General features: G+C 67.3%; 25 protein-coding genes and 4 tRNA genes. 23 read left to right on the top strand and 6 right to left on the bottom strand.

From position 1 onward, the window contains the following. Positions 1-173 precede the first annotated feature (173 nt). The gene (locus DI526_RS02665; RefSeq protein ID WP_304273769.1) at positions 174-1,574 is read right to left on the bottom strand and encodes an alkaline phosphatase PhoX; all 1,401 of its coding nucleotides are present in this window, start codon (positions 1,572-1,574) and stop codon (positions 174-176) included. 236 nt (positions 1,575-1,810) lie between these two features. Between DI526_RS02665 and rplM the strand changes: the two genes are divergently transcribed. From rplM to argC, 3 genes are all read left to right on the top strand, one after another. Next, on the top strand, positions 1,811-2,284 hold the full coding sequence (rplM, locus tag DI526_RS02670; protein ID WP_299005948.1) for a 50S ribosomal protein L13: 474 nt from the start codon (positions 1,811-1,813) through the stop codon (positions 2,282-2,284). A 3-nt stretch (positions 2,285-2,287) separates the two neighbouring features. Then, entirely contained in the window at positions 2,288-2,761 is a 474-nt protein-coding gene (gene rpsI, locus DI526_RS02675) for a 30S ribosomal protein S9 (protein WP_004624294.1), read from the top strand. 65 nt (positions 2,762-2,826) lie between these two features. Continuing rightward, a complete protein-coding gene (gene argC / locus DI526_RS02680) occupies positions 2,827-3,777 on the top strand; it encodes an N-acetyl-gamma-glutamyl-phosphate reductase (protein WP_304273784.1) in 951 nt (316 codons plus the stop codon). Here argC and DI526_RS02685 read toward each other — a convergent pair. After that, entirely contained in the window at positions 3,774-5,735 is a 1,962-nt protein-coding gene (locus DI526_RS02685; protein ID WP_304273786.1) for a class I poly(R)-hydroxyalkanoic acid synthase, read from the bottom strand. The two genes, argC and DI526_RS02685, sit on opposite strands and share 4 nt — an antisense overlap. A 90-nt stretch (positions 5,736-5,825) precedes the next feature. Between DI526_RS02685 and DI526_RS02690 the strand changes: the two genes are divergently transcribed. From DI526_RS02690 to DI526_RS02750, 13 genes are all read left to right on the top strand, one after another. Beyond that, positions 5,826-6,266, top strand: coding sequence for a hypothetical protein (locus tag DI526_RS02690; protein ID WP_304273788.1), 441 nt, complete (start codon positions 5,826-5,828; stop codon positions 6,264-6,266). 109 nt (positions 6,267-6,375) lie between these two features. Then, entirely contained in the window at positions 6,376-7,596 is a 1,221-nt protein-coding gene (locus tag DI526_RS02695; RefSeq protein ID WP_304273790.1) for an LL-diaminopimelate aminotransferase, read from the top strand. A 37-nt stretch (positions 7,597-7,633) separates the two neighbouring features. Beyond that, positions 7,634-8,923 (top strand): homoserine dehydrogenase, encoded by a 1,290-nt coding sequence (locus DI526_RS02700; protein WP_304273792.1) that lies wholly within the window; start codon positions 7,634-7,636, stop codon positions 8,921-8,923. A 73-nt stretch (positions 8,924-8,996) separates the two neighbouring features. Further along, entirely contained in the window at positions 8,997-9,950 is a 954-nt protein-coding gene (glpX, locus tag DI526_RS02705; protein ID WP_304273794.1) for a class II fructose-bisphosphatase, read from the top strand. Positions 9,951-10,010: 60 nt separating this feature from the next. Next, positions 10,011-10,988 carry a class 1 fructose-bisphosphatase gene (locus DI526_RS02710; RefSeq protein WP_304273796.1) on the top strand — a complete coding sequence of 326 codons (978 nt, stop codon included), beginning with the start codon at positions 10,011-10,013 and terminating at the stop codon, positions 10,986-10,988. A 67-nt stretch (positions 10,989-11,055) separates the two neighbouring features. Beyond that, positions 11,056-12,870 (top strand): single-stranded-DNA-specific exonuclease RecJ, encoded by a 1,815-nt coding sequence (gene recJ, locus DI526_RS02715; RefSeq protein WP_304273943.1) that lies wholly within the window; start codon positions 11,056-11,058, stop codon positions 12,868-12,870. A gap of 134 nt (positions 12,871-13,004) precedes the next feature. Next, positions 13,005-13,079: transfer RNA gene (locus DI526_RS02720), tRNA-Glu, on the top strand. A gap of 46 nt (positions 13,080-13,125) precedes the next feature. After that, positions 13,126-13,200, top strand: a tRNA-Glu gene (locus DI526_RS02725). Between the two features lie 170 nt (positions 13,201-13,370). Then, entirely contained in the window at positions 13,371-13,964 is a 594-nt protein-coding gene (gene cspD / locus DI526_RS02730; protein ID WP_304273797.1) for a stationary phase survival cold shock domain protein CspD, read from the top strand. A gap of 59 nt (positions 13,965-14,023) precedes the next feature. Next, on the top strand, positions 14,024-14,494 hold the full coding sequence (locus DI526_RS02735; protein ID WP_304273798.1) for a DUF192 domain-containing protein: 471 nt from the start codon (positions 14,024-14,026) through the stop codon (positions 14,492-14,494). A 63-nt stretch (positions 14,495-14,557) separates the two neighbouring features. Continuing rightward, positions 14,558-14,634 (top strand) — tRNA-Pro (locus DI526_RS02740). A gap of 26 nt (positions 14,635-14,660) precedes the next feature. Then, positions 14,661-14,966, top strand: coding sequence for an ETC complex I subunit (locus DI526_RS02745; protein WP_013078830.1), 306 nt, complete (start codon positions 14,661-14,663; stop codon positions 14,964-14,966). Positions 14,967-14,993: 27 nt separating this feature from the next. Then, a tRNA-Arg gene (locus DI526_RS02750) sits at positions 14,994-15,070 on the top strand. Here the strand turns inward: DI526_RS02750 and DI526_RS02755 are convergent. Then, complete coding sequence (locus DI526_RS02755; protein ID WP_304273945.1) at positions 15,029-16,699, bottom strand: recombinase family protein; 1,671 nt, start codon at positions 16,697-16,699, stop codon at positions 15,029-15,031. The genes DI526_RS02750 and DI526_RS02755 overlap by 42 nt on opposite strands. Positions 16,700-17,141: 442 nt before the next feature. Further along, on the bottom strand, positions 17,142-17,321 hold the full coding sequence (locus DI526_RS02760; RefSeq protein WP_304273803.1) for a hypothetical protein: 180 nt from the start codon (positions 17,319-17,321) through the stop codon (positions 17,142-17,144). Between the two features lie 503 nt (positions 17,322-17,824). Here DI526_RS02760 and DI526_RS02765 point away from each other — a divergent pair. The 4 genes from DI526_RS02765 to DI526_RS02780 all read left to right on the top strand — a co-directional run bounded on the left by DI526_RS02765 (position 17,825) and on the right by DI526_RS02780 (position 21,591). Continuing rightward, positions 17,825-18,157, top strand: coding sequence for a DUF3768 domain-containing protein (locus DI526_RS02765; protein WP_304273805.1), 333 nt, complete (start codon positions 17,825-17,827; stop codon positions 18,155-18,157). Positions 18,158-18,420: 263 nt separating this feature from the next. Then, complete coding sequence (locus tag DI526_RS02770) at positions 18,421-18,759, top strand: hypothetical protein (protein ID WP_304273807.1); 339 nt, start codon at positions 18,421-18,423, stop codon at positions 18,757-18,759. A gap of 259 nt (positions 18,760-19,018) precedes the next feature. After that, the gene (locus DI526_RS02775) at positions 19,019-21,130 is read left to right on the top strand and encodes a ParB/RepB/Spo0J family partition protein (RefSeq protein WP_304273809.1); all 2,112 of its coding nucleotides are present in this window, start codon (positions 19,019-19,021) and stop codon (positions 21,128-21,130) included. Between the two features lie 167 nt (positions 21,131-21,297). Next, the gene (locus tag DI526_RS02780; protein WP_304273812.1) at positions 21,298-21,591 is read left to right on the top strand and encodes a hypothetical protein; all 294 of its coding nucleotides are present in this window, start codon (positions 21,298-21,300) and stop codon (positions 21,589-21,591) included. On the opposite strand, the gene DI526_RS02785 is transcribed toward DI526_RS02780, so the two are convergent. Further along, entirely contained in the window at positions 21,588-22,007 is a 420-nt protein-coding gene (locus tag DI526_RS02785) for a thermonuclease family protein (RefSeq protein ID WP_304273814.1), read from the bottom strand. The genes DI526_RS02780 and DI526_RS02785 overlap by 4 nt on opposite strands. A gap of 700 nt (positions 22,008-22,707) precedes the next feature. On the opposite strand from DI526_RS02785, the gene DI526_RS02790 reads away from it, so the two are divergent. Together DI526_RS02790 and DI526_RS02795 are read left to right on the top strand one after the other, a co-directional pair. Beyond that, on the top strand, positions 22,708-23,025 hold the full coding sequence (locus tag DI526_RS02790; RefSeq protein ID WP_304273816.1) for a DUF736 domain-containing protein: 318 nt from the start codon (positions 22,708-22,710) through the stop codon (positions 23,023-23,025). Between the two features lie 369 nt (positions 23,026-23,394). After that, positions 23,395-23,730: a DUF736 family protein gene (locus tag DI526_RS02795; protein ID WP_304273817.1), complete on the top strand. Its 336-nt coding sequence runs from the start codon at positions 23,395-23,397 to the stop codon at positions 23,728-23,730. A 13-nt stretch (positions 23,731-23,743) separates the two neighbouring features. On the opposite strand, the gene DI526_RS02800 is transcribed toward DI526_RS02795, so the two are convergent. After that, the gene (locus DI526_RS02800; RefSeq protein ID WP_304273818.1) at positions 23,744-24,238 is read right to left on the bottom strand and encodes a helix-turn-helix transcriptional regulator; all 495 of its coding nucleotides are present in this window, start codon (positions 24,236-24,238) and stop codon (positions 23,744-23,746) included. 334 nt (positions 24,239-24,572) lie between these two features. On the opposite strand from DI526_RS02800, the gene DI526_RS02805 reads away from it, so the two are divergent. After that, a complete protein-coding gene (locus DI526_RS02805) occupies positions 24,573-25,151 on the top strand; it encodes a GntR family transcriptional regulator (RefSeq protein ID WP_304273820.1) in 579 nt (192 codons plus the stop codon). Positions 25,152-25,175: the final 24 nt, after the last annotated feature.

Genomic DNA, 25,175 nt, shown 5'->3' on the forward strand with positions numbered 1-25,175 from the left:
CCCGAGCAGATAACGCTCACGCCCGCCGTCCTCATGGAAACAACAGCCTGGCGGAGCGGACGTTCGAGCCGAAACGCAAACAAACTCTACGGTCTCCGGGTTCGCCCGGCCGCTCCGTCGCCTCCCCATGACCTTCGCGAGCGATCGCGTGAGGACGCTAAGTCGTGTCTGTTCTAAGCCTTCACGCTCGCCCACGGCCCCGTGATCGCCAGGGTCACGCCAGGGTTTTGCAGGTTCACGAACAACGTGCCGCCATCGGGCGAGAAGCACGCGCCGGCGAACTCCGAGTTTCCGGTGAAGACGTTGCGGGCCAGGGTGTAGATCTTGCCCTGGGGCGTCACGCCGCGCAGGTGGTTGCGGAGGGTGTCGGAATAGCGGTCCTCGCAGACGATCACATGGCCCCACGGCGCGACGACGAGGTTGTCGGCGTAGTCCAAGACCCGATCGTTCTGGCTTTCGACGAACAGCTGCAGCTTGCCAGGCCGATCCTTCTCGCCGGCCTGGCCTTCGACGGCCGAGGGAACGTAGCGGAAGATCTGGCCCGAGCCGGCCGCGCCGCCGGCGGTGCAGGCGAAGTAGAGCTCGCCCTGGCCGAAGAACACGCCTTCGCCCCGGCAGAAGATCGCCGCGCCCTTGGCGTGGCCGCGCCGGCGCAGATCGTCATAGGGATTGTCGACACCGTCCAGGTCGATCCAGTGCGCGGCCTTCCAGCCGCCGATCGGGAAGCTCTTTTCCTCCTGGTTTCGGGTGTCGCCGCCCTCGGGGGCGTCGATCAGGCCCAGGGCCTGCAAGCGGCCGCCCTTGGCCAGGTCGCGGCGGTCATTCGGCAGGAAGCGGTAGAAGAGGCCGTCGGCCACGTCCTCGGTCAGGTAGACGACGCCGGTGCGCGGGTCGATGCAGGCGGCCTCGTGCTTGAAGCGGCCCAAGCCCTTCAGGGCGACGGGCTCAACCAGGCCGACGTGCGAGGAGGGGACCTCGAAGACCCAGCCGTGATCCTTGCCGACCTCCAGGCCCGCCTCGATCGTCGTCTCCTCGCACGTCAGCCACGAGCCCCAGGGCGTCACGCCGCCGCAGCAGTTGACCAGCGATCCGGCCAGGGACAGGTGCTGACGCTCGGTCTGGCCGGTCTTCAGATTGTACAGTTGAGTCGTCGTGCCGCCGGGCAGGGGGCGTTGGCCGTTCTGGAAGTCCCAGACCTTGGAGCGATCGATGCGGTCGATCAGCCGCTCGCCCAGGCCGAAGGCGCCGTTGTAAATGTCGCTGACCGAAAGCTCGTGGTTGCGCACCAGCAGGACGCGCTCGGCGTCGACGCCGAAGCAGCCCATGCCGTCGGCCTTGCCGGGGACCAGCAGGCCGTCGCTCATCGTCTCTCCGGCCTGGGAGATGACCTGGTAGCGGAAGCCCGGCGGCAGATCGATCATGCCCTTCGGGTCGGGGACCAGCGCGCCGTAGCCTTGCACCTCATTCAGGTAGGTCTCGGCCTCGAGCGCCTCGTCCTGAGCGCGGGCGGAGAAGGCCGCGAAGGCCAGGCTGGTGGCGGTCGCGCCCAGGAAGCCGCGGCGGGAGAAGGTCATGGAGCGCCCCTGTTAGTATGTAACGTTCAGCGCTATGCACGCCTTTCATGACGGTTTGAAAACGAAGGTTGCGGTATTATATTACCGTATCGCTCAACTCGTTGTTTTCAATGGGTTTTGCAAGTTTTTCGCGTCCCGTTGTTGACAGGCCGCCAGCCCTTCCGTAAATGCCGCGCCTCACACGGACGAAACCGGATTTCTCGGGGTCGGACGCCTAGAAATTACGGATCAATCCCATGCAGAAGATCACGGCTTCCTTGAAGCCAGCCGAGGTCGAGAAGAAGTGGATCGTGGTCGACGCCCAGGACGCCGTTGTCGGCCGTCTGGCTTCGTTCATCGCCATGCGTCTTCGCGGCAAGCACCGTCCTGACTACACCCCGCACGTCGATTGCGGCGACTTCGTCGTCGTCATCAACGCCGACAAGGTGAAGTTCACGGGCAAGAAGCTCGACGACAAGGTCTACTACCGTCACACCGGTCACCCGGGCGGCATCAAGGAAACCACCCCGCGCAAGGTGCTGGGCGGTCGTTTCCCCGAGCGCGTCCTGGAGAAGGCCGTTGAGCGCATGCTGCCCAAGGAGAGCCCGCTGGCTCGCAAGCAGCTGACCCACCTGCTCATCTACAACAACGGCGAGCACCCGCATCAAGCGCAAAACCCCGAAGTCGTCGACTTCGCGGGCCGCAACGCCAAGAACATCCGGAGCCTCTAAGCTATGACTGACGCTCAAGGCTTTGACGCGCTGGCCAGCCTGTCCAGCAACCCGGAAGCTGCCGCTCCGGCCGAACCGAAGATCGACGCCCAAGGCCGCGCCTACGCGACCGGCAAGCGCAAGAACGCGATCGCTCGCGTCTGGATCAAGCCGGGCAAGGGCTCGATCACGATCAACGGTCGTGACCAGGAAGTCTATTTCGCCCGTCCGGTGCTGCGCATGATGATCGCCCAGCCGCTGGAAGTGACCGATCGCCTCGGTCAATTCGACGTCGTCGTGACCGTGGAAGGCTCGGGCCTGTCGGGCCAAGCCGGCGCGATCCGTCACGGCCTGTCGAAGGCCCTGACCTACTACGAACCCGGCCTGCGCCCGGTCCTGAAGCCGCACGGCTTCCTGACCCGCGACAGCCGCGTCGTCGAGCGTAAGAAGTACGGCAAGGCCAAGGCCCGCCGCAGCTTCCAGTTCTCGAAGCGCTAATCGGGTCTCCGAAGCGCCCTTTTTCTTGGTCTTTTTCCTTGTTCTGTCAGGATCGGAGTCCGCCCATGGCGAGCGCCCCCAAGGTCTTCATCGACGGCGAAGCCGGCACCACCGGCCTGCAGATCCGCGAGCGCCTGCTGGCCCGCACGGACCTGCAGCTGATCTCGATCGATCCCGACAAGCGCAAGGACGCTGACGCCCGCGCCGAGATGCTGAACAGCGCCGATGCGGTGATCCTGTGCCTGCCCGACGACGCGGCCAAGGAAGCCGTCTCGCTGGTTAGCAATCCCGACACGGTGATCATCGACGCCTCGACCGCCTACCGCACGGCCGAGGACTGGACCTATGGCTTCGCCGAGCTCGACGGCGAACAGCGGGGCAAGATCGCCAAGTCCAAGCGGATCTCGAACCCCGGCTGCTATCCGACCGGCGCGATCGCCCTGACGCGGCCGCTGGTCAGCGCGGGCATCCTGCCGGCCGAGCTGCCGGTCTCCTACAACGCCGTCTCGGGCTATACCGGCGGCGGCAAGGCGATGATCGCCCAGTTCGAGGACGAGAGCGCCTTGAACCACACCCGCGCCCCATACTTCATCTACGGCCTGTCGCTGAGCCACAAGCACGTGCCCGAGATGCAGAAGCATGGCGGCCTGCTGACCCGCCCGATCTTCGCGCCCGCCGTCGGCCGCTACGCCCAGGGCATGATCGTCGAGCTGCCGCTGCACCTTTCGAGCCTGAACGGCGCGGCGCTGGCCGACATCCACGCGGCGCTCGACAAGCACTACAAGGGCGAACGGTTCATCGAGGTCGCCTCGCTGGATGAGGCCAAGGCGCTGACGACCCTGGACCCTGAAGGGCTGAACGGCACCAACAGCCTCAAGCTCTTCGTGTTCGGCTCCGACACCAGCGGCCAGGCGCGCCTCGTCGCCCTGCTCGACAACCTCGGCAAGGGCGCCTCGGGCGCGGCGGTGCAGAACCTGAACATCGCGCTGGGCCTGGAAGAGGACGCGGGCCTCTAGTCCGCGTCCGCCGGGTTCGATTTGACAAGCACGAAGCTGCCGGGGGCGTCCTCCAGCGGCTTCAGCTTGCCCTTGGCGGGGTCGCGGGCGGGGACCTGGTCGCCTGAGCGCGCCTTCAGCCACTCGCCCCAGTAGGGCCACCAGGACCCCGGGAATTCCTTGGCCCCGGCCTGCCAGACCTCGACCGACTGGCATTTCTGCTCGTTGATCCAGTGCTGGTATTTCTTGGCGCCCGGCGGGTTGATCACCCCGGCGATGTGGCCCGAGCCGGCCATCATGAAGGTTACCGGGCCGCCGAACAGCTTCGCGCCGCGGAACACGCTGCGATAGGGCGCGATGTGATCCTCCTTGGAGGACTGCACGAAGATCGGGACCTTGACCTTGGACAGGTCCAGCCGCTCGCCGCCGATGGTCAGCTCGCCCTTGGCCAGGGCGTTATCCTTATAGAAGTTGCGCAGATAAAACAGGTGGAGCGCCTTGGGCATCCGCGTCTGGTCGGCGTTCCAGAACAAGAGGTCGAAGGGCCGCGGCTCCTTGCCCATCAGATAGTTGCTGACGAAGAACGACCAGATCAGGTCGTTGCCGCGCAGGGCGTTGAAGGTGTCGGCCATCGACTGGCTGGGCAGGAAGCCGCCGGCCTGATCCATCTGTTGCTCGATCGAGCGCAGCCACTCTTCGTTTGTGAACAGCAGAAGGTCGCCGGCTTCGGCGAAGTCCTGCTGGGCGGCGAAGAAGGTGGCCGAGTTGATCCGCGTGTCGCCGCGGGCGGCCATGTGGGCCAGGGCGACCGACAGCAGGGTGCCGCCGATGCAGTAGCCGACCGTGTTGACCTTATCGACGCCGCACTGGGTCATGACCTGCTGGGTGGCGTCATAGACGCCCTCAATCATGTAGTCCTCGAAGGTCTTGGCGGCGAGCGTCTGGTCCGGATTGACCCAGGAGGCGACGAACACGGTAAAGCCCTGGCCGGTCAGCCAGCGGATCATCGAGTTCTCGGGGCGCAGGTCAAGGATGTAGAACTTGTTGATCCACGGCGGGAAGATCAGCAGCGGGATCTCGCACACCGTCTCCGTGGTCGGATCGAACTGCAGCAGCTGCAAAATGTCGTTCTGATAGACGACCTTGCCGGGCGCGGTGGCGACGTTCTCGCCGACCTTGAACTTGGCGAGATCCGTCTGGCTGATCGCCAGCTGGCCGCCGCCGCGCTCGAGATCGGCGGCGAAATTCTCCATGCCGCGCACGATGCTCTCGCCCTGGGTCTGGACCGCTTCGCGCAAGGCGGCCGGGTTCGACATCAGGAAGTTCGACGGCGAGAAGGCGTCGGTCAGCATCTTGGTGAAGAACTCGACGCGTCGCTTGGTGGCTGGATCCACGCCGTCCACCTCGGCCACCAAACTGTTCAGCCAGTTCGACGACAGCAGGTAGGACTGCTTCATCAGGTCGAACATGGGGTTGGAGGCCCAGTCGGGATCGTTGAAGCGCTTGTCGCCGGGCGCGGGCGTCACCACGGGCTCGACGACTTCGCCGGCCGCGCGGCGGGCGGCCGATTGCCAAAGGTCCATGTAGCGCGAGAACAGATCGGCCTGTGCGCGCATCAGGCGGTCAGGCTGGGCGGCGAGGCGGGTCATCACCTCGTTGAGGGCCGGGGCGACATGGAAAGGATCGGGCGTCAGCGCGGCCGGCCGATCGGCCTGGCGCAGCGCCGCTTCGGCGATCGCGCCCTGGGCGGTCACGGCGGCGCGGGCCAGGTTGGCCGAGAGCGTCTCGACCATCTTCACCTGCTCGGGCGACAGCAGCGAATCGAACGCTGGCGGCGGCGCGCTCGCCGACTCGGACTCGGGCGGTGGGGCGGCGGGTTCGGGCGAAGGGGGAGCTTCTGGCTTGGCCTTGACCTGACTCTTGTCGGTCTTGGGCGCGGCCTTCTTCTTGGGCTTGGGGGCGGCCTTCGCCGTGGCCATGAGGTTTCCTCCGCTTGTCCAAAGCCAGTTCGCGAAAAGCGACGTCGAACGCCTTCCGCTCGCCGCGATCATCGCATAAGACCAGAACCAATGAACGGCGAAACCCGCAAAATCATGCGTCTCGGTTTGATCGTCGGCCTCGCGGCCGGCGCGAGCGCCTGCGCGAACCCGTTCAAGACCGCTCCCGTGGATCCGAGCTCGCCGGTGGCCGCCGCCGCCGCCAGCGCGGCCAAGACCAAGGGCGCGCGTCTGAAGCTCTCGGAAATCCCGGTGATCCCGAGCGACATCCCCAGCGCGGACCAAATCCGTTCAGCCGTGGCCCAGCAACAGGCGGCGGGCGCCGCTCTTGAGCGCGCCACCGCCCCGTCGACCTGGGAGCTGAAGGACAGCGAGTCTTACGCCGCCAAGGCGCGCCGGGACGTGACGCCGCCGGCGTTCGAAGCCCCGACCGACACCGACCGCGCCAACACCGAAGCCTTCGCCCGCGCAGCCCGCGGCCGAGCTAGCGCGCCTCCGTCACAGCCCCAATAGGGCGACGGAGGCATAATCTTCCTTGAACTGGCTTGGCTTGGCCCCGCTCGGGGTCTATCCATGCCCGACTTTTCGCTCCCAAAGCGCCGACGCGGCGCAACGAGCCGTCATGAGCACCGATTTTCACCGTATTCGCCGCCTGCCGCCGTACGTCTTCGAAGAGGTCAACAAGATCAAGGCGCGGCTGCGCGCCGAAGGGACCGATATCATCGACTTCGGCATGGGCAATCCCGACATGCCGACGCCGCAGCATATCGTCGACAAGCTGATCGAGACCGCCAAGGATCCCAAGGCCGGCCGCTACTCCGCTTCCAAGGGCATTCCGGGCCTGCGCAAGGCCATGGCCAACTACTATGGCCGCCGCTTCGGCGTGAAGCTGAATCCCGACACCGAGGTCATCGCGACCCTGGGCTCGAAAGAGGGCTTCGCCAACCTCGCCCAGGCCCTGACCGGTCCGGGCGACGTGATCATCTGCCCGAACCCGGCCTATCCGATCCACGCCTTCGGCTTCATCATGGCCGGCGGCATCATCCGCCACGTGCCGGCCCTGTCGCCGGAAGAGTATCTCTCCAACATCAGCCGCGCGGTGAAGCACTCGGTGCCGCCGCCCAGCGTGCTGATCCTGTCCTATCCGTCGAACCCGACCGCCCAGTGGGTGGATCTGGACTTCTACAAGGACGCCATCGCGCTGGCGAAGAAGCACGACCTGCTGGTGATCAGCGACGTGGCCTATGGCGAAATCTATTTCGACAACAACCCGCCGCCGTCGGTGCTGCAGGTCGAGGGCGCCAAGGATATCGCCGTCGAGGTCAATTCGCTGTCGAAGACCTACGCCATGGCGGGCTGGCGTGTGGGCATGGTGGTGGGCAACAGCCGGATCTGCTCGGCCCTGGCGCGCGTGAAGTCCTACCTGGACTACGGCGCCTATACGCCCGTGCAGGTGGCCGCCGCCACGGCCCTGAACGGTCCGCAGGACTGCGTCGACGAGATCCGCGGCATCTACAAGAGCCGCCGCGACACCTTGATCAAGTCGATGAAGGGCGCGGGCTGGGACATCCCGAACCCGCCGGCCTCGATGTTCGCGTGGGCGAAGATTCCGGAACCGTATCGCGAGGCCGGCTCGATGCTGTTCTCGCGCCTGCTGATCGAGGAGGCCGGCGTCGCCGTCGCCCCGGGCATCGGCTTCGGCGAATATGGCGAGGGCTATGTGCGGATCGGTCTGGTCGAGAACGAGCACCGCATCCGCCAGGCCGCGCGCAACGTGAAGAAATTCATCGCCAACGCCGACTCCATCCTGGCCAAGGCCCACAACAAGATGGAACAGGCCTGAGGCAGGCCTTTCCCGACGGCGTATTGAGGACTCGAAGATGACGAACAAGACCTGGCGCGTCGGCGTCGCGGGCCTGGGCACCGTGGGCGGCGGCCTCCTGCAGTTCCTGGCCGAGCGGCCCGGCTTCGCGCCGGCCGGCGACAAGGCCGTCGTGACCGCGGTCTCGGCCCGGTCCAAGTCGCGGCCGCGGACGGTCGACATCTCGAACCTCGCCTGGTTCGACGATCCGGTGGCCCTGGCCGGCTCGCCGGACGTCGACCTGTTCGTCGAGCTGATCGGCGGTTCCGACGGTCCGGCCAAGGCCGCGGTCGAAACCGCGCTTAAGGCCGGCAAGCCGGTGGTCACCGCCAACAAGGCGCTGATCGCCGTGCATGGCGCCGAGCTGGCGGCTCTCGCCGAGTCCCAAGGCGTACCGCTGCTGTTCGAGGCGGCCGTCATGGGCGGCACCCCGGCGGTGAAGATGCTGCGCGAGGCGATGGTCGGGGACGACGTCGTCAGCGTCGCCGGCATCCTCAACGGCACCTGCAATTTCATTCTCTCTGAGATGGAAAGGACCGGACGCTCGTTCGCCGACGTGCTGCGCGAGGCCCAGGGCCTGGGCTATGCCGAAGCCGATCCGACCATGGACGTCGGCGGCTTCGACGCCGGCCACAAGATCAGCATCCTGGCGGCTCTCGCCTTCGGCTGCGCCCCGAACTTCGAGGCGGCCGAGATCGAGGGAATTAGCGATGTCGACCTGCTCGACATCAAGCTGGCCAAGGATCTGGGCTACCGGATCAAGCTGATCGCCGGTGCGGCCAAGGCCGAGGACGGCGTCGCGGTGAAGGTGCATCCGTCACTGGTCCCGCTGGACCATCCTCTGGCCCAGGCGGGTGGGGCGCTGAACGCCCTGTTCATCGAGGGCACGCGGATCGGCAGAATCTTCATCCAGGGGCCGGGCGCGGGCGCTGGCCCGACGGCGGCCGCCGTCGCCGCCGATATCGCCGACGTGATGACGCGCGCCGTCCGCCCGGTCTTCCAGGCCCCGGCCGGCGATCTGAAGCCGTTCATCGCCATCGATCCGGCCCGCGCGGTGGGCAAGGCCTATCTGCGGATCATGGTCCAGGACCAGCCCGGCGTCATCGCGGCGATCTCGGAAACCCTGGCCGAATGCGGTGTCTCGATCGACAGCTTCCTGCAAAAGCCTATCGAAGGCGCGGGTGGCGTGCCGATCGTGCTCGTTACCCATGCGACGCCGGAATCGAAGCTGCTGGATGCGATTAGCCGCATCGAAAAGCTGCAGACCGTGCTAGAGCGTCCCCGCCTTCTGCGCGTCGCGCGCATCTAACGACCCGGAAAATCCGGGCGCCGAGGGCGACATTGGGAACTAAGCCCTCGGCTGCGGGGGCTAGGAGAAACGGATGAGTTCGAACACCCTGGACCGCTCGCTGGTCCTGGACGCCGTTCGCGTGACCGAGGCCGCCGCCATCGCCTCCTGGACGATGTTGGGCCGTGGCGACGAGATGGCCGCCGACCAGGCCGCCGTCGACGCCATGCGCAATGCGCTCAACGAGCTGAACATCGACGGTGAAATCGTCATCGGCGAGGGCGAGCGTGACGAGGCGCCGATGCTCTACATCGGCGAGAAGGTCGGGACCGGGAAGGGGCCCCAGATCGACATCGCGCTGGATCCTCTCGAGGGGACCACGCTGGCGGCCAAGTCGCAGCCCAACGCCCTGACCGTCATGGCCTGGGCGCCCAAGGGAACGCTGCTCAACGCGCCCGACACCTACATGGACAAGATCGCCTGCGGGCCGGGCTTGCCGGCGGGGGTGATCGATCTCGATCGCTCGCCGGCCGAGAACGTCCGGAGGCTGGCCGAGGCCAAGGGCGTTCCGCTCACTGAAATCACGGTCTGCGTGCTGGATCGTCCCCGTCACGCCGAGATTATCGCCGGACTGCGGGCGGTCGGCGCGCGGGTCCACCTGATCACCGATGGCGACGTCGCCGGGGTGATCAACACGACCGATCCCTCGACGGGCATCGACCTCTATCTCGGCTCCGGCGGCGCGCCGGAAGGGGTGCTGGCCTGCGCGGCGCTCAAATGCGTCGGCGGACAGTTCCAGGGTCGGCTCCTGTTCCGCACCGCCGACGAGCGCGCCCGCGCCGCGCGGTGGGGCGTGACCGACCTCGACAAGAAGTACGACCTTCACGAGATCGTTCGGGACGAGGCGATCTTCGCGGCCACGGGCGTGACGCGGGGAGGCCTGGTCGACGGCGTCGTGTTCCGCGACGGCTGCGTCCACACCCACACCCTGGTGATGAACTCCTCGACGGGCACGGTCCGTGAGGTGCGTATGAAGCGGAAGGTTTGAAACCTTCCTGTCATGACCGCCCGGTAAGGGCGGCCAATGCTCACGGTTCTTGAGGTTCGCATGTCCAACTTTGTCGACCTGTCCGCCTGGCTCGCCACCGAGCCCGCCGACGCCGCATTGAAGGACGTCGTCCAGACGATCGCGGACACCTGCGCGCGGATCAGCGGCGTGGTGGCGTCCGGCGCCCTGTCGGGCAGCCTGGGCGCGGCCGGCAGCACCAATGTTCAGGAAGAGGAGCAGAAGAAGCTCGACGTCATCACCAACGACATGCTCAGCGACGCCCTGAAGGCCTGCGGCCCGGTCGCCGGTCTGGCCTCGGAAGAGCTGGAAGAGGTCGAGCCGACGGGCCGCGTCGGCGGCTATCTCGTCACCTTCGATCCGCTGGACGGCTCCAGCAATATCGACGTCAATGTCTCGGTCGGCACGATCTTCTCGGTGCTGCCGGCGCCTGTCGGTCATGCGCCCGCCGAAGCCGACTTCCTGCAGCCAGGACGCAACCAGGTCGCCGCAGGCTATGCCGTCTATGGCCCGCAAACCATGCTGGTCCTCACGCTGTCGGGCGGGGTCAACGCCTTCACGCTGAGCGCCGACGGCCAGTGGCTGCTGACCCATCCGGCGCTGAGCATCAAGTCAGACACGGCCGAGTTCTCGATCAACATGTCCAACCAGCGCCACTGGGCCGAGCCCGTCCGGCGCTATATCGACGGTTGCCTGCAGGGCAAGGACGGCCCTCGGGCCAAGAACTTCAACATGCGCTGGATCGCCTCGATGGTGGCGGACGTCCACCGCATCATGATGCGCGGCGGGATCTTCATGTACCCCTGGGACGCCCGCGAGCCGGGCAAGCCCGGCAAGCTGCGCCTGATGTACGAGGCCAATCCGATGGGCCTCGTGGTCGAGCGCGCCGGCGGCAAGGCCACGGACGGCGTCGGGCGCATCCTCGACATCCAGCCGACCAAGCTGCACCAGCGCGTGCCGGTGGTCCTTGGCTCGGCCAACGAGGTGGAAGAGGTCCGCTCAGAGATGGCGCGCGGCTAACCTGCGTCCGGGACTGTCATGGCGGTGTCGCATGGAGCGAATCCGCATGACCGGATACTCTGCCGCCATGGCCGCCGACGGTGTCTCGAATCTCGTTCCCAGCGCCTTCCTCGGCGTTGAACGCTCGCTCAGCGGCCGCGCCTGGCGCGAGCGCGCGGCCGACCCGTTGGTCGTGCGCGATATCCAGCAGCGCCATGGGCTGATCGAGCCCCTGGCGCGCGCCCTGGCGGCGCGCGGCGTTTCACTTGAGCATTCCGAGCACTATCTGCGCCCAACCCTCAAGGCGCTGTTTCCCGACCCCTCAAGCTTCACGGACATGGACCGGGCGGCCGAGATCCTGATCGACGCGCTGGAGCAGGGGCGGCCAACGATGGTCTTCGCCGACTACGACGTCGACGGCGCCACCAGCGCCGCCCAACTGGTCCGCTGGTTCCGCTACATGGGCGTCGAGCTGCCGATCTACATCCCCGACCGGCTGACCGAGGGCTATGGGCCAAGTCCCGCCGCCTTCCGCAAGATCCGCGACAGCGGGGCCGAGCTGGTCGTGACGCTTGACTGCGGCGCCGCCGCTTATGACGCCGTCGCCAGCGCGGCCGAGATCGGCCTCGAGGTGGTGGTCATCGACCACCACCTGATGCGCGAGGACCCGCCCGCCGCGGCCGCCGTCGTCAATCCGAATCGCCCCGGGTGCCAGAGCGGGCAGGGCGTCCTGGCGGCCGCCGGCGTGACCTTCGTCCTCTTGGCCGCGCTCAATCGCGAAGCGCGCAAGCGCGGCCTGTTTACCGAGGCGCGGCCGCAGCCCGACCCTCGCCAGTGGCTGGATCTTGTCGCCCTGGGCGAGGTCTGTGACGTCACCCAGCTGGTCGGTTTCAACCGCGCTCTGACCGCCTTGGGCCTGCGCACCATGGGCGCCTGGGCCAATCCAGGTCTCAAGGCGCTGTTCGAAGTGGGCAAGGGCTCCGGCCCGCCATCGGTCTTCCATGCCGGCTTCATCCTTGGACCGCGAATCAACGCCGGGGGACGCATCGGGCGCTCGGATCTTGGCGCGCGACTCCTGTCCACGGACGACCCCTTGGAGGCGCGCGCCCTGGCCGAGGAGCTCGACGCGCTCAACATTGAGCGCAAGGCGGTCGAGGCGGCGGTCGTGGAAGAAGCCGCCGGCGTGCTGGAGCGTGGCAATTTCAATCCCGACGCGCCGGTCATCGTCGTAGCGGGGGAAGACTGGCATCCCGGCGTGATCGGCATTGTCGCCGGCCGCTTGCGCGAGCGCTATCGCAAGCCGGTGGTGGTGATCGGGATCGACCGGGCCGCGAATGTCGGCAAGGGCTCTGGCCGGTCGCAGCCGGGCGTGAACCTGGGACAGGCCATCCAGGCCGCCTTCGAGGCGGGGTTGTTGATGGCCGGCGGCGGTCACGCCATGGCCGCGGGCCTTTCAATTCGGCCTGAGATGATCCCCGAGTTCCGAGCCTTCCTTGAGGAGCGCCTGGCCGGCGAGATGGAGGCGGCCGGCGCGGAGGCGGTGGAGATCGACGTCCTGCTGCAGCCCCGCGCCGCAAGCCGGGCCCTGCACGACGACTTCCAGCGCCTCGCGCCGTTCGGGCCCGGCAATCCCGAGCCGATGTTCGCCATGACCCAGGTGCGCCCCGACCGGGTGACGGCCCTGAAGGGCGGGCATGTGCGGCTCGATCTCGTCGGGCCGACCGGCGATCGAATCAAGGCGGTCAGCTGGCGCAGCGCCGAGACGCCGCTGGGCCAGCGGCTGCTGGCCGGCGGCGGCGCGCTCGACGTGGCGGGAAGGCTCAAGCCCGACGACTACATGGGACGCAATGGCGTTCAGTTCGAAATCGAGGACGCCCACGACCCCCGGGCGCGCTACGCCTAGCCGCGGCCTGGGCGTCCGAACACGCCGATCCGTGTCCTGGCCGCAGGCGGATGTGGACGGACAGAAAAAATGACTTTTGCCGGGTTGCGCACCCCAAACGGCGCGGCTATACACCCGCTTCCTCGCGGGGCCGTGGTCCCTTCGTCTATCGGTTAGGACGCCAGATTTTCAATCTGGAGAGAGGGGTTCGACTCCCCTAGGGACTGCCACCCGCGAGGCCATATCTCGACGATGTTCCGCCATTGGCGGCGACGTGGTCCCTTCGTCTATCGGTTAGGACGCCAGATTTTCAATCTGGAGAGAGGGGTTCGACTCCCCTAGGGACTGCCATCTTCGGCTGTATTTCCGAATGTTTCTAGATTGTGTCTGCGGCGAAATGTCGCGGACCCCCCTTGCGTGGCCGTTTGACGCGATTTCGTCATTGACGGTTCTCCTTACGCGAGAACACTGTTCTCGTGTGCTCGCTCCGATGGGCTGATCAAGCGAGCCAGAGGGGTGGGATGTCTGGTTACGATTTTGAGAATGCCGCGGCGCATGAGGAGTTCGTGCGCATCAGCGGAAGAGTGAAGTGGTTCGACGCCGGCAAGGGCTATGGCTTCATCATACCCGATGATCCTGGTCAGACCGGGCTGAAGGACGTGCTGCTGCACGTCACGTCGCTGCGGAACTGCGGACGAGAGACCGCCATGGAGGGCGCTGTCATCGTCTGTGACGTGGTGCGGCGGCCCAAGGGCTGGCAGGTGAGCGAGGTCGTCAACCTCGACGAGACGTCCGCCCCGGCGCCGATCGAGCGGCAGAAGCGAACGTTCGCGGATAGCCCGCCTCGGCGGGAGGGTCTGCGTGGCGACAGTCATGGGCGGAATCTGCTGGCGCCCGAGGGGCCCGCTGAGCGCGCCAAGGTCAAATGGTTCAATCGCACCAAGGGCTATGGCTTCGTGGTCCGCGACGCCGAGCCTGGCGACATCTTCGTCCATATCGAGACGCTTCGGCGCGGCGGTCTTGAAGATCTCCAGCCCGGCGACGATGTGCTGGTCCGGTTCGCCCGAGGCCCTAAGGGGCTTGTCGTCGCCGAGATCACCGCTAGCGACGCCTGACTTTCGCCATGGCGCTCCGGAAGCTAGTCTACCCGGCGAGCTTTCGGACGAGGTGATCAGTGTCAGGACCCAGGCTGAGCAGACGCGCGACCCTGTCCCTGGTGGGCGGGGCCTTCGGGCTTGGCTTCGCTGAGGCCTGGGCGGCGGAGGCCCGGCTGGAGACGGTCGAGGTCGTCACCGTCCGCGGCCGGACCCGGTTTCAGGTCGAGATCGCCGCCACCCAGGCCGAGCAGGCGAGGGGCTTGATGTTCCGCAAGTCGCTTGCGGCCGACCGCGGCATGCTCTTCACCTATAAGCGGCCGCAACCCGCGGCCTTTTGGATGAAGAACACGCTGATCCCGCTGGACATCATTTTCATCCAGCCGGACGGGCGCATTCTCTCGATTGTCCGCAACGCGCGGCCGCATGACCAGACGCCGTTGCCGTCGGGCGGCATGGTTCTGGGCGTTCTCGAGATCGCCGGCGGGCGCGCCGCCCAGCTCGGCATCCTGCCGGGCGATCGGGTGTTGCACAGGATCTTCCCCAAATGAATGATGCTCAGCTCCGTTGATCCGCAGGCCGAACCCCTGTAGAGCAGCCGCCTGCTGATGTTTCGGAGCGTAGCGCAGCCTGGTAGCGCATCTGTTTTGGGAGCAGAGGGTCGCAGGTTCAAATCCTGCCGCTCCGACCATCGGTCAGGTACTTTGGGAGAGGTCCATGCTGGCCCGCATCTATCGCCCCGCCAAGAACGCCATGCAGTCCGGCAAGGCCAAGACCAAGGACTGGGTGCTGGAGTTCGAGCCCGCCTCGGCCCGCAAGCCCGATCCGCTGATGGGCTGGACCCAGTCCAGCGACATGAACGGCCAGATCCGCCTGACCTTCGACACGCGCGACGAGGCCGTGGCCTATGCGCAGCGTCACGAGATCGCGTTCCAGCTGTTCGAGCCCAAGACGCCCAAGCGCATCATCAAGGCCTACGCCGACAACTTCGCGGCCAACCGCAAGCAGCCCTGGACCCACTAGGGGCCTCCAGGCTGGGCCGGCGAGCGCGCGCCCTTAGCTCAGATGGATAGAGCATTCGCCTTCTAAGCGAACGGTCGCAGGTTCGAATCCTGCAGGGCGCGCCAATCCCGGACAAAACCTGGAACGACAAGAGCCGCCGATTCTACGCCGTTGTTGACGGCCAGGGTTCTCAGCAACTCGACCCGCGAACCACAGATTCTGGCTTCGTGCGGCGAGAGCAGTTCCACCCGTTGCGCCACCGTTCGGATTAGATCCCGACGGAATGCGCCATCTTCAGCACGAAAGAGCGCCCGTGTCGCGTCCGAGAAACGGCGCAGTAGGTCGGGCGTGAGCGCGGGCATGATGTGCTCAATGGCCTTGGCGGCGCGTTCGGCGTCACCTTGGGCCTTGTCGCGATGGGCCCGAAGCTCCGTGACCCGTTGCTTCAGCGAAGGATCGCCTGGGTCGACGACGCCCTGTTCGATCGAGGCGTAGAGCCGCTGAAGGCGCTGATCGGCTTCGGTCGCGCGCTTGCGTAGATCGCTCACGTGACGGTGCCGCTTTTCAATCCACTCCGAGCGACGATCGATGATGTTGTCCATCATGGCGGCCAGCCGCTCGGGATTGAGCAAGCGGTTCTCAAGGTGGTCGATCACCGATGCATCCAGCAGGTCCATCCGCACGCTCATCCCCTTGCAGCCTGTCTCGCCTTGGCGGGCCTTGGTGCTGCAGGTGTAGTAGCGGTAGGCGGACTGCTTGCCGGTGCGCAGGGTCATCGCCATGCCGCAGCCACCGCAGAAGCAGATGCCGCCGAGCAGGATCGGGCTGTTGACGAAGCGCGGCGCCATGGCGAGCGGGTTGCGCTGGGACATCGCGCGCTGAACGGCGTCGAACGTATCTCGGTCAACAAGCGGCGGCACGGCCATGATGACGTGCTCGGACTCGTCCTTGGGCTCCTGACTGGCGTAGTGGCGGCTGTTGAAGCGGTGCTCGCCGATATAGGTCGGACGGGTCAGGGTGTAGTGGACCGTGCCGTTGCTCCAGCGCCCGCCGCCGCGGGTGGTGATCTTGTTGTCGTTGAGGTAGGTCGCGATCGCCTTGACCCCCATGGGGCCGCTGTTGTTAGCGCCATGAAGCGCTAGGCGATAGATGAGGCGGACCGTTTCGGCTCCGATCGGGTCGATCTCCAGCTTCTTCTTGATCCGCTCGCCCCGTTGCTCGGCGGCGACGACCCTATAGCCGAGCGGCGGGTGAGAGCCGTTCCAGAACCCTTGGCGAGCGTTCTCCTTCATGGCGCGCAGGGTGTGCTTGGCGTTCTCCCGCGACTGGTACTCGTCGAAGAGGTTCATCATCTGGCGGACCATCACGCCCATGGGGTCGTCGCCGACCTCCTGGGTGATCGAGACGATCCTCACCCCGTTCTTGGCCAACTTCCGAGCGTAGAACTCGAACTGGAACTGGTCCCGGAAGAAGCGGGAGAACGAGTGGACCAGGATGACTTGGAACGGTGGGGGTTTGGCCATGGCCGCGTCGATCATGGCCTGGAACGCGGGCCGCTTGTCGTCGGTAGCGGTGTTACCGGGCTCGACGAACTCGTCGGCCACTGGCCAGCCCTTGCCGTCACTATAGGCGCGCAGTTGCCGGCCCTGGTCGGGAATGGACAGGTCGCTGTCGGCCTGGCGGCCGGTCGAGACGCGCAGGTACAGCGCGGCGCTGGGGTTGGCGGGCGGTGGTGGGGTTCGGCGCTTGGCCATCTCTGTCCTTCCTTGCGTGGATCAGGGCAAAGGGCCGAGCAGTTCGGCCAGCACCGTCTCCAGATAGGCCTCGACCAACTGGAGCTCATCGATCTCGAAGGGGACCTTGGCCGACCAGACGTCCGTGACTGCAAAGGAGACACGGGAGGGAGGGGGTCTTGGTAGCGGCGGCGGCAGAATATTTAGGTAGTCGTGGAGATCCGTAGGCAGGTCTCGGGGCTGGGACTTTCTCGGCATAGGCCCATGGTCGCCCCCAGGCCCGCGGATGCAAACGCGATCAGCCCCGTGGCGTACCCTGGCGTACAAAGACAGGGGAACGGCGAAAGCGCCTCGACCCGACCGGGCCAGGGGGCGGCGTCGTGGGGCGGTGGTCGCCAGTCTTGGTCGCACCGCCCGTTGGGCGCGGGCGGGCCGTTGCTAGGTCGAAGCCCGGATCCGACGCTCAGTCGTCGTTTTCGGGCAGCTGTTTGTTGACGACGACCACGCCGGCGCCGGCTGACTTGAGCAGCTCCCATTCCTCAACGGTGAGGAGCTTAGCCGTGTCGATGTGCAACAGGACCGCATCTGTTTCGCCGTTCGCGAAGCCGGTCACCATCTTGCGAAACTCGGGTTCAACGCTCAATCGAGGTCCCTCCTCATCGCGAGCCGTCGTCGACGGTCGCCGTCGTCATTCTAGCAGAGCGCTAGATGCGGAAGCTACCGGCTCCGCCCGATCCGAGCGGGGTTCCCGCCGGCCGCTTGCGCGGTCGGCTCCACCCGACAAGGAGAGCGGCTGGCGGTCACGCTCGGTCCCGAGCCTTTCGGCTCTCCTACGGGCGCGCCGCCTTCGGGCAGGCTTTGGCCTGCCGCCAGCCGCTCGACGCGGACGTTCCGACACGCGCTTCGCGCGGTCTCCTTGCACGCTTCATTGGTCATGAGCGCTCGCATTTGCGCGCGCGCACCGCTTAGGGCTCCGCCCTCAGCGCGCTTCGGATCGGCTTCCGCCCAGCTTCGTCCGGCCCTTGGCCGTCCTGCAGCCGGATCCCCGCGAAGCCGCCCCTCCGCTTGCACACCCGGTCTCGCCGACGGGCGCCGGGGCCAGGCGCGCTTTTGCGCCTGACCCCGAACTCCCAAGGAGCAACTTCTATGACCGAGGATGATCATACCGCCGCGATCGCGGTGCTGAATGACGCCTGCCGCGCCGAGCCCGGCGCGGGCTGGGTGCTGACGCCCGGCGTCCAGGCCTTCTCCGAGCCGCAGTTGGCCCAGGTCGTGGCCGCCGTAAAGGCGTTCGCCGACTTTTCCGAGGACAACAACCCCCACGGCGAACGCGACTTCGGTGCGTTCGAGGTCGGGGGCGCGCGGCTCTTCTGGAAGATCGACTATTACGATCTCGACCTCTGCATGGCCTCGCCCGATCCGGCCGACCCGGCCGTGACCAAGCGCGTTCTGACCCTCATGCTCGCCGAGGAATATTAGGCGGCGAGGACGCCGCGCTTTCGGGCGCGGCGTCCATCTTTCGATGGATGGCGGCAAGGCCCGGCGGCCGATCCTTTGGGATCGGCCGCTTTCGTCTATCCGGCGCTGCGGGGTCCGGGGGGGAACGGGCATGACGAGGGACCATCTCTGCGACGGCCAGACTCGGCCGGCATGCGCGGCCGGGTCCGGCATAGCTATCCAAACGGTCGCTCCCGCCCGCGTCGTGACGCTACTGAAAAGGTCCCCTGAAACGAGGACCGCACATGACGTTCCAAGATCTCCTGAAAACCTACCTCGACACCGCCCGCCAGGCTGTCGACCGCCTGGACCGCGACATCGATCCGCGCGTCAGGCTCCATCGCATCGGCTGGGCGTTGGCCGAGATCCGGGCCAAGACCGTCGCCACCCCCGCTATCGCGCTCGCGCTGGCCGAGGTCGATCAAGCCCTGGAGATTGTCCGCGTGCGACTCAACAGCGTGGCCCTGATCATCCATGGCCTAGCGTCGGAAAAGGCGGTGCTGCTGGACCGGATCGACACTTTGGAGACGGCGCTGACGGGCGTTGAGCCCGATCCGGTCACGCTCTTCCTCCTCGGGTGTTAGCGGGGCGGCGCGATCGTCGTCGCCGCCGCCGCCCGCTGGCGCGGGCCCATCCCTGCCTAGCCGGCGCTTATCGCGCCGGTGTGGCTTAGGGCTCCGCCCTCGGCGCACTTCGCAACGCCTTCCGCCCAGCTTCGGACCTTCGGTCCTGCAGCCGGGTCCCCGCGAAGCCGTCCCTCCGTTTGCACACCCGGTCTCGCCGACGGGCGCCGGGTTCAGGCGCGCCTTTTGCGCCTGAACCCGTGAGCCCAAGGAGGCTACCATGTCTGCCAACACCCAGACCGCCGCCAGCGCCCAATATGGCGATGTGCGGGAAATCCCCCTCAATCGCCTGAAGGCCTCGCCGCGCAACGCGCGGCGCGTGGGCCATCCCGCCGAGGTGATCGAGGCTCGCGCCGCCTCGATCCAGGCCAAGGGCGTGCTCCAACCGCTGGTCGTGGAGCCCGAACTGAAGGACGGGCGCGCGACCGGCTACTATCTGGTCAGCGCAGGGGAGGGGCGGCGCCAAGCCCTGCGCCTGCTGGCCAAGCGGCGCGTCCTGGCCAAGGCCGTTCCGGTCCGCTGCGTGGTCGATACGGTCAACGACCCCGTGGAGGTCTCGCTTGATGAGAACTCCAGCCGCGAACCGATGCACCCGGCGGACGCGTATGAAGCCTTCCGCGAACTGTCCGAGCGTCGCGGCTGGAGCGCCGAGGAGATCGCCGCGAGGTTCGGGCTCAAGCCCGACACCGTGCGCCAGCGTCTTCGCCTGGGCTCGGTCGCGCCCGGTCTGCTCGACCTGTACCGGGAGGGCGCGGTGACCCTGGAGCAGGTGACCGCCTTCGCGGTCAACCCGGACGTCGTCCGCCAGCAGCAGGTCTTCGACCAACTGCCCGAGCACCAGCGCTATCCTCATGTGATCCGCCGCATGATGGTCGAGGACAAGGTCGCCGGGGACGACCGCCGCGTCGTCTATGTCGGCCTGGACGCCTACGAGGCGGCGGGCGGGCCGGTGTTGCGCGACCTGTTCACCCCGGCGGGCGGCGGTTGGGCCGAAGACGTGGCGCTTCTGGAACGCCTCGTCTTCGACAAGCTCGCCGTCGAGGCCGCCCGCGTTCAGGCCGCCGAGGGGTGGAAGTGGGTCGAGGCCTATCTCAGCCACCCCCACGGCCACGGCTGGTCGCGCGTCTGGGAAAGGGTGCTCCCACGGCCTGCCGATGAGGTGGCGATGCGCCAAGGCCTCTACGGCGAGCGTGACGAACTGATCGACCGCTATCCCGATCTGGAAGACCTGCCCGAGGAGGTGGAGGCGCGGCTCGACCTGATCGACCGCGAATTGGAAGCCCTGGCCGACGACTACGGCTTCGACCCGGCCGAAAAGGCGCGGGCGGGCGCCTTCCTGGTGCTTGGTCAGGACGGCGAGGTCCGCATCGAGCGCGGTTATGTCCGTCCCGAGGACCTGCCGCCCGAGCCCGAACCGGACGAGGAGGATGAAGCCGATGAGGCTTCGTCTGTCGCCTCCTCGGAGGGCGCGGCGCCCTTGGTCGATAATTCGGGCTCGGACGAGCCCGAAGAGGAGCCGCTGGGTGATGCGGCCGCGCCGCTGCCAGTGCGCATCCTGGCCGACCTGACCGCTCACCGCAGCGCGGCCCTGCGCTGCGTCCTGGCCGAAAGCCCCGACATCGCCTTGGCCGCCCTGGTCCATGTGCTGGCGCTTCGCACCTTCTCGCGCGGCGGGGCGATCCCCTCGTGCCTGGACGTTCGGATGGGCTCGCATGAACTGGCCAATGACGGCGAGGGGATCGAGGACAGTCGCGCGGGTCTGGCCAATGCCGAGCGCCATGCGGCCTGGGCGCGGCAGATGCCGGAAAACCCGGTGGACTTCTGGGCCTTCGTGGTGGGCCTGGACGCCGATAGTCGTCTGTCGCTGCTGGCGCATTGCTTGAGCCGCAGCCTCGACGCCGTGCGCGGCTGGGAGAACCGTCCTGGCGTCTGGCTGCACGGCGACCAGCTGGCCACGGCCCTCGATCTGGACATGCGTGATTGGTGGTCCCCGAGCGCAGACCGCTATCTGAACGCGGTGACCAAGGCCCACGTCCTGGCGGCGGTGGCCGAGGCGTCCAAGCCCGAGGACGCCGAGCGGATGGCCAAGCTCAAGAAGGGTCAGATGGTCGAGGTCGCCGAGCCGGTCTTGCTGGCGGCGCGCTGGTTGCCCTCGGTGCTGCGGACTGCCAAGCCCCAAGCAGCGCGGGCCGACGAGGGCGGGGAGGGCGATCGGGTAGGGCCGCCCGTCGAGGTCGGGGCGACGGCGCCAGGGGACGAGGAGGCCGACGCGGCGGCGTCTGCCGACGAGGTCGAGCCCCAGCTTGAGGCCCCGGCCGAGATCGAGACCTGAGCGTGTGGGGCGGCCTTCGGGCCGCCCCACTTTTCTCGTGCGCGGGCGCGGCCGATCCTTTGGGATCGGCCGCTTTTCGTTGATGGCCCGTCACGGGGCAGCCGTCCGACGATAGGGATTGGCTTGGGAGGGGCGCGCTGGGGCGAGGAATCGCCTATCGCCCTGCCATGACCCAAGCCGAGATCGACAGCCTGCTGAAAGCCATGCAGGACCAATTTGAAAAGACCGGCGACGACGCCGATCGGCCGGGCGTCATCACCTTTCAGACGGACGATTGGGTCGGCAAGAACCTGCCGACCTGCTGTACGGCGATCTGGCGGGGCATCCGCTATCGCGGCATTCGGATCCTGGTCAGCAAGGACCGGGAAACCCGGGTCTGGACGCGGGGCGAGGCGGCGGCTGCCGGCCAGAATGGCGAGCCTTTCGAGGACCTCAAGAGCCTTGAGGACGCTGCGGTCTAGCGCGACGGACGGGGCGGCGCGCCCGGCGCCCAGACGCCTCGTCTTGCCAGGCGGGCTTCGTCCTGGGCCTTGGCATAGGCGCCTTTGCTGTAGCGACGGTACTCCGTCGTCAGGCCCGACCGGATCAAGGCGGCGTTGATGTCGGGCGTCGCGTCCGACCAGCAGCGAGCCACATGGCGGCCGTAGCGGTCGTGGGCGACCACCCGGCAGCCCACGCGGCCGCGCGTCAGGCCGACCAGGAGGTCGCGCGCCTGGTAGGCGAATGGCTCGGCCGGGGTCCTTCCACGCTTAACCTCGGGGGCGTCGACGCCGTAGAGTCGGATGCGATCGGGGCCGCATCGCAAGGTGTCGCCGTCGTGGACCTGGGGCGCGGTGCAGGCGATGACGGCGGCGGCGAGAAGTGGGGTGGCGGGCATGGCGTCTCCTATAGCCGAGCCCGGCGCCGACACCAGCGCCGCGCCCGCCCGCCGGGGGGCGGAGCGGGCCGGCCGTGATCGTCAGCCCTCGCGGGGACCATTGCTGCGCGACCAGACCAGGGTCTGGACGCCGTCGCTGTCGACCAGGGCGACGTTGAGGGCGGCGACGAAGGACGGGGCGTTCAGCTCGACCGACAGGATGTCCTTAAGTCCTGCCTCGGTCCTCTCCGGGCCGCGCTCAGCTCGACCTTGCCGGCGAAGATGCGGAAGCCAGGGCTCTGGCCGCTGGTCCTCTCGGTCGGACGGCCCTGGCCGACCTTGAAGTCGTCGGCCAGGGCGTCGAGGGCGCCGGCGGCGAGCGGCTTTCATGGACGACGAAGGTGCCGACGCCAGCCATGGCGGTCTCTCCAAGAGATCTTTGCCGGGCTCGCCGACCGCGTCCTCTTCTGGCCTGATCTGGACCGGGTCCGGTCCGTCACCGCAACCTTGTCCATCGACTTTCTTCCCCTGGAGCCTGACGGCCCCATTCCTCGCGAGACAAGAAACTCTCCGCCTTCGGTCCTTCGCCGAGGCTTCGGGAGCGCGCCCCCAGCAGCGGTTGGGGGCAGGGCGCGCTCTGCGGGCCGGCGTCGGCCCGGGTCCTTCGGATCGCCATCGAGGCCGCGATCGGCGCGGCCCGGTTCAGATCGGAGAGACCACAATGGCTACCATCGGCACCTTCGTCGCCCACGAAAACGGCTCGCTCACCGGCGCCATCAACACCCTGACCATCAACGTCAAGTCCGTCCAATTCCGTCCGGTCGAGAAGACCAGCGACAAGAGCCCGGACTTCCGCATCTACGCCGGCAAGGCCGAGCTGGGTGCGGCCTGGAAGAAGACGAGCAAGGACGAAAAGGACTATCTGTCGGTCAAGCTGGACGACCCGTCCTTCGCCGCCGCCATCAACGTCGCCCTGGTCGACATCGACGGCGTCCAGACCCTGGTCTGGTCGCGCAGCAACGGTCCCCGCGAGGACTGACGATCACGGCCAGCCCGCCCCGCCCCCCGGCGGGGCGGGCGCGGCGCTGGTCCTTTGGCGGGCCTCGGCGCGAATCCGACGAGGGCCAAAACCGCCGACTCTACGCTAGGGCCTGTCTTTCTACGCCGGACGCCCTGGGCGTCTTGAGGCGCGCTGGAAGGCGGAACACAACGGTTTTCGCGGGACCCGCGAGGACGCTTCCACCGCCCGCCGAAGCGTCCGTTTCGCTCCCCGCGCGCCGCCGATCCCGTTTCCCCCGCGGTGATCGGCAAGGCGGCGGCTCGATCCTCAACCCGGCGCTCCCCCCGCCGCGATCGAGCCGCCGCCGACCGGCAAACGACCGGCGGGTTTCTCGCGGAAGGAATGAACATGACCACCATCGGCCATCTGCGTCGCGACGGCGCCGGCTTCGTCGGGCGCCTGGACACCCTGAGCCTCGCCGTCGACCTGCGCCTTGTCCCGGCCACCAAGTTCTCGGCCAGGGCGCCAGACTTCGACATCACCGCCGGGACGGCCGACGCCGGCGCGGCCTGGCGGGTGAACGACACCAGCGGCGCGGTTCTCAGTCTCAAGCTCGACGATCCCAGCTGGCCTGAGCCGATCAATGCGCGCGCCATGGCTAGTGAGGATGGCGAACTCCCACTGGTCTGGATCCGCAAGGTCGACACGCCGGCGACGTCGCCCCCGCCGCCCGCACCCGGCTAATCGGGTGGCGAACCTAGTCCTCCTCGCCGTCCGTGGGGTCCTCATAGAGTTCGTCCAGTGACGTCTCCAGCCACGCCTCCATGGAGTCAGCGCGGCGATCCAGATAGTCGCGCAGGTGCTCGGCCACCTTGCGCAACGCCAAGAGGACCTGGGAGGCCGGTATCAGATGCAGCCGGTCGCCCAGGGCCCGCCACATCTCCATGAACCCAAGCCACCCGGTCATCAGGAACTTGGACCGCATCGTGATGATCGCGATGCGCGGATTGCCGTACATCACCGCCAGGACGATCCCGATCGCATCGCTGCGGGTGGCCTTGGCGAAGCGTCGGATCTTCCACAGGTCAAAGTCGCCCTTTCCCTTCTCGAAGTCTTGATAGGTCCGAAGGGCCACGCCCATCTTCAAGGCGATCTCGATCGAGGTCATGCGTCGCTCCTTCTTGACCTCTTTCAGGGTGCGCGAAAGCAAACGGGCCTGGCGCGCCAGCGGCGCCGTAGGCGAGCTGAGCATGCAAAGCTCCAAGCCAACAACTTCTAGATGATTGTCGATCACATAGCCTGAACGCTAGCCCGTCAGTGCAACCTGAAATGCATAAATCTACATTTACACTGTCAGGGTGCTGTCAAATTTGACCGAAGGGTCCTCGTGGCGATGCCCGCTGCGGCAAAACCGGCAATGTTCTGCAATTTGGCAGGCAGGAAATCGGCGACACCGGATCGATACGCCGCGCGGTGAGTCGTCCCTGCCCCTGATCCACAGGGTTTCGCGCCGGATTGCCGCTGTCGGCTCGACGCGGCCGCAGGAGGCTCTCAGCATCGAAAGCCTTTCCCTGGAGCCCGCCTTGGTGCGCGATCGCGACCCCTTCGACCGAACGCTCGAGACCCTGCGCCAGCGCCTGGCGCGGGCTGGCCCGCTGCAGGGCGCCGCCTTGCCGATCGCGGGTCTGGCCGAGGAGCTGGGCGTCAGCACCACGCCGGTGCGCGAGGTGTTGGCGCGCTTGGCCGGCGAAGACCTCGTCGTGCGCACGCCCCACGGCTACGCGGCGCTGCTGCACGACCCGGTCCGGGTGGCTGAACTCTACGACCTGGCGGGCGTCTTGGTCATCGCCGTGGTCCAGGCGCGCGGCGCTGACCTGACGGCCTTCGATCTGGACAACCCGCTGGCCTCGGCGCGTGGCGCGGCCAATTGGGCCCTGATGCGGGCCTGCGGCCGCGTCGAAGCTCAGCTAGCCCCGCTGGCTGCGGCCGAAGCCAAGCTCTTCGGAGCGCCGGCTTTGGCGCGCGGCGCTGGCGGGCCGGACCGCGAGGGTTTGGACAAGGCCGCCCTGACCCGAGCCGTGCGCCGGCACTTCGCGCGGCGCGCCGCCCAGAGCGGGCGGATTCTCGCCGTCGCCCTGGGCCTGATCAAATCTTCCCGAATATAGGTTTGAATATAGCAATCCCAGGTC

This window comes from Caulobacter segnis (assembly GCF_003243465.1).
Classification (GTDB): Bacteria; Pseudomonadota; Alphaproteobacteria; order Caulobacterales; family Caulobacteraceae; genus Caulobacter; species Caulobacter segnis_A.

Coding starts and splice junctions, on each gene's coding strand:
- DI526_RS02795 (WP_304273817.1), top strand. CDS start 23,395: ATGACCACCATCGGCCATCTGCGTCGCGACGGCGCCGGCTTCGTCGGG.
- DI526_RS02790 (WP_304273816.1), top strand. CDS start 22,708: ATGGCTACCATCGGCACCTTCGTCGCCCACGAAAACGGCTCGCTCACC.
- rpsI (WP_004624294.1), top strand. CDS start 2,288: ATGACTGACGCTCAAGGCTTTGACGCGCTGGCCAGCCTGTCCAGCAAC.
- DI526_RS02685 (WP_304273786.1), bottom strand. CDS start 5,735: ATGGCCACGGCGAAGGCCGCCCCCAAGCCCAAGAAGAAGGCCGCGCCC.
- DI526_RS02690 (WP_304273788.1), top strand. CDS start 5,826: ATGAACGGCGAAACCCGCAAAATCATGCGTCTCGGTTTGATCGTCGGC.
- DI526_RS02800 (WP_304273818.1), bottom strand. CDS start 24,238: ATGCTCAGCTCGCCTACGGCGCCGCTGGCGCGCCAGGCCCGTTTGCTT.
- glpX (WP_304273794.1), top strand. CDS start 8,997: ATGAGTTCGAACACCCTGGACCGCTCGCTGGTCCTGGACGCCGTTCGC.
- DI526_RS02755 (WP_304273945.1), bottom strand. CDS start 16,699: ATGGCCAAGCGCCGAACCCCACCACCGCCCGCCAACCCCAGCGCCGCG.
- DI526_RS02745 (WP_013078830.1), top strand. CDS start 14,661: ATGCTGGCCCGCATCTATCGCCCCGCCAAGAACGCCATGCAGTCCGGC.
- DI526_RS02765 (WP_304273805.1), top strand. CDS start 17,825: ATGACCGAGGATGATCATACCGCCGCGATCGCGGTGCTGAATGACGCC.
- DI526_RS02710 (WP_304273796.1), top strand. CDS start 10,011: ATGTCCAACTTTGTCGACCTGTCCGCCTGGCTCGCCACCGAGCCCGCC.
- cspD (WP_304273797.1), top strand. CDS start 13,371: ATGTCTGGTTACGATTTTGAGAATGCCGCGGCGCATGAGGAGTTCGTG.
- argC (WP_304273784.1), top strand. CDS start 2,827: ATGGCGAGCGCCCCCAAGGTCTTCATCGACGGCGAAGCCGGCACCACC.
- DI526_RS02775 (WP_304273809.1), top strand. CDS start 19,019: ATGTCTGCCAACACCCAGACCGCCGCCAGCGCCCAATATGGCGATGTG.
- DI526_RS02665 (WP_304273769.1), bottom strand. CDS start 1,574: ATGACCTTCTCCCGCCGCGGCTTCCTGGGCGCGACCGCCACCAGCCTG.
- DI526_RS02770 (WP_304273807.1), top strand. CDS start 18,421: ATGACGTTCCAAGATCTCCTGAAAACCTACCTCGACACCGCCCGCCAG.
- DI526_RS02695 (WP_304273790.1), top strand. CDS start 6,376: ATGAGCACCGATTTTCACCGTATTCGCCGCCTGCCGCCGTACGTCTTC.
- DI526_RS02785 (WP_304273814.1), bottom strand. CDS start 22,007: ATGCCCGCCACCCCACTTCTCGCCGCCGCCGTCATCGCCTGCACCGCG.
- rplM (WP_299005948.1), top strand. CDS start 1,811: ATGCAGAAGATCACGGCTTCCTTGAAGCCAGCCGAGGTCGAGAAGAAG.
- DI526_RS02780 (WP_304273812.1), top strand. CDS start 21,298: ATGACCCAAGCCGAGATCGACAGCCTGCTGAAAGCCATGCAGGACCAA.
- recJ (WP_304273943.1), top strand. CDS start 11,056: ATGGCCGCCGACGGTGTCTCGAATCTCGTTCCCAGCGCCTTCCTCGGC.
- DI526_RS02700 (WP_304273792.1), top strand. CDS start 7,634: ATGACGAACAAGACCTGGCGCGTCGGCGTCGCGGGCCTGGGCACCGTG.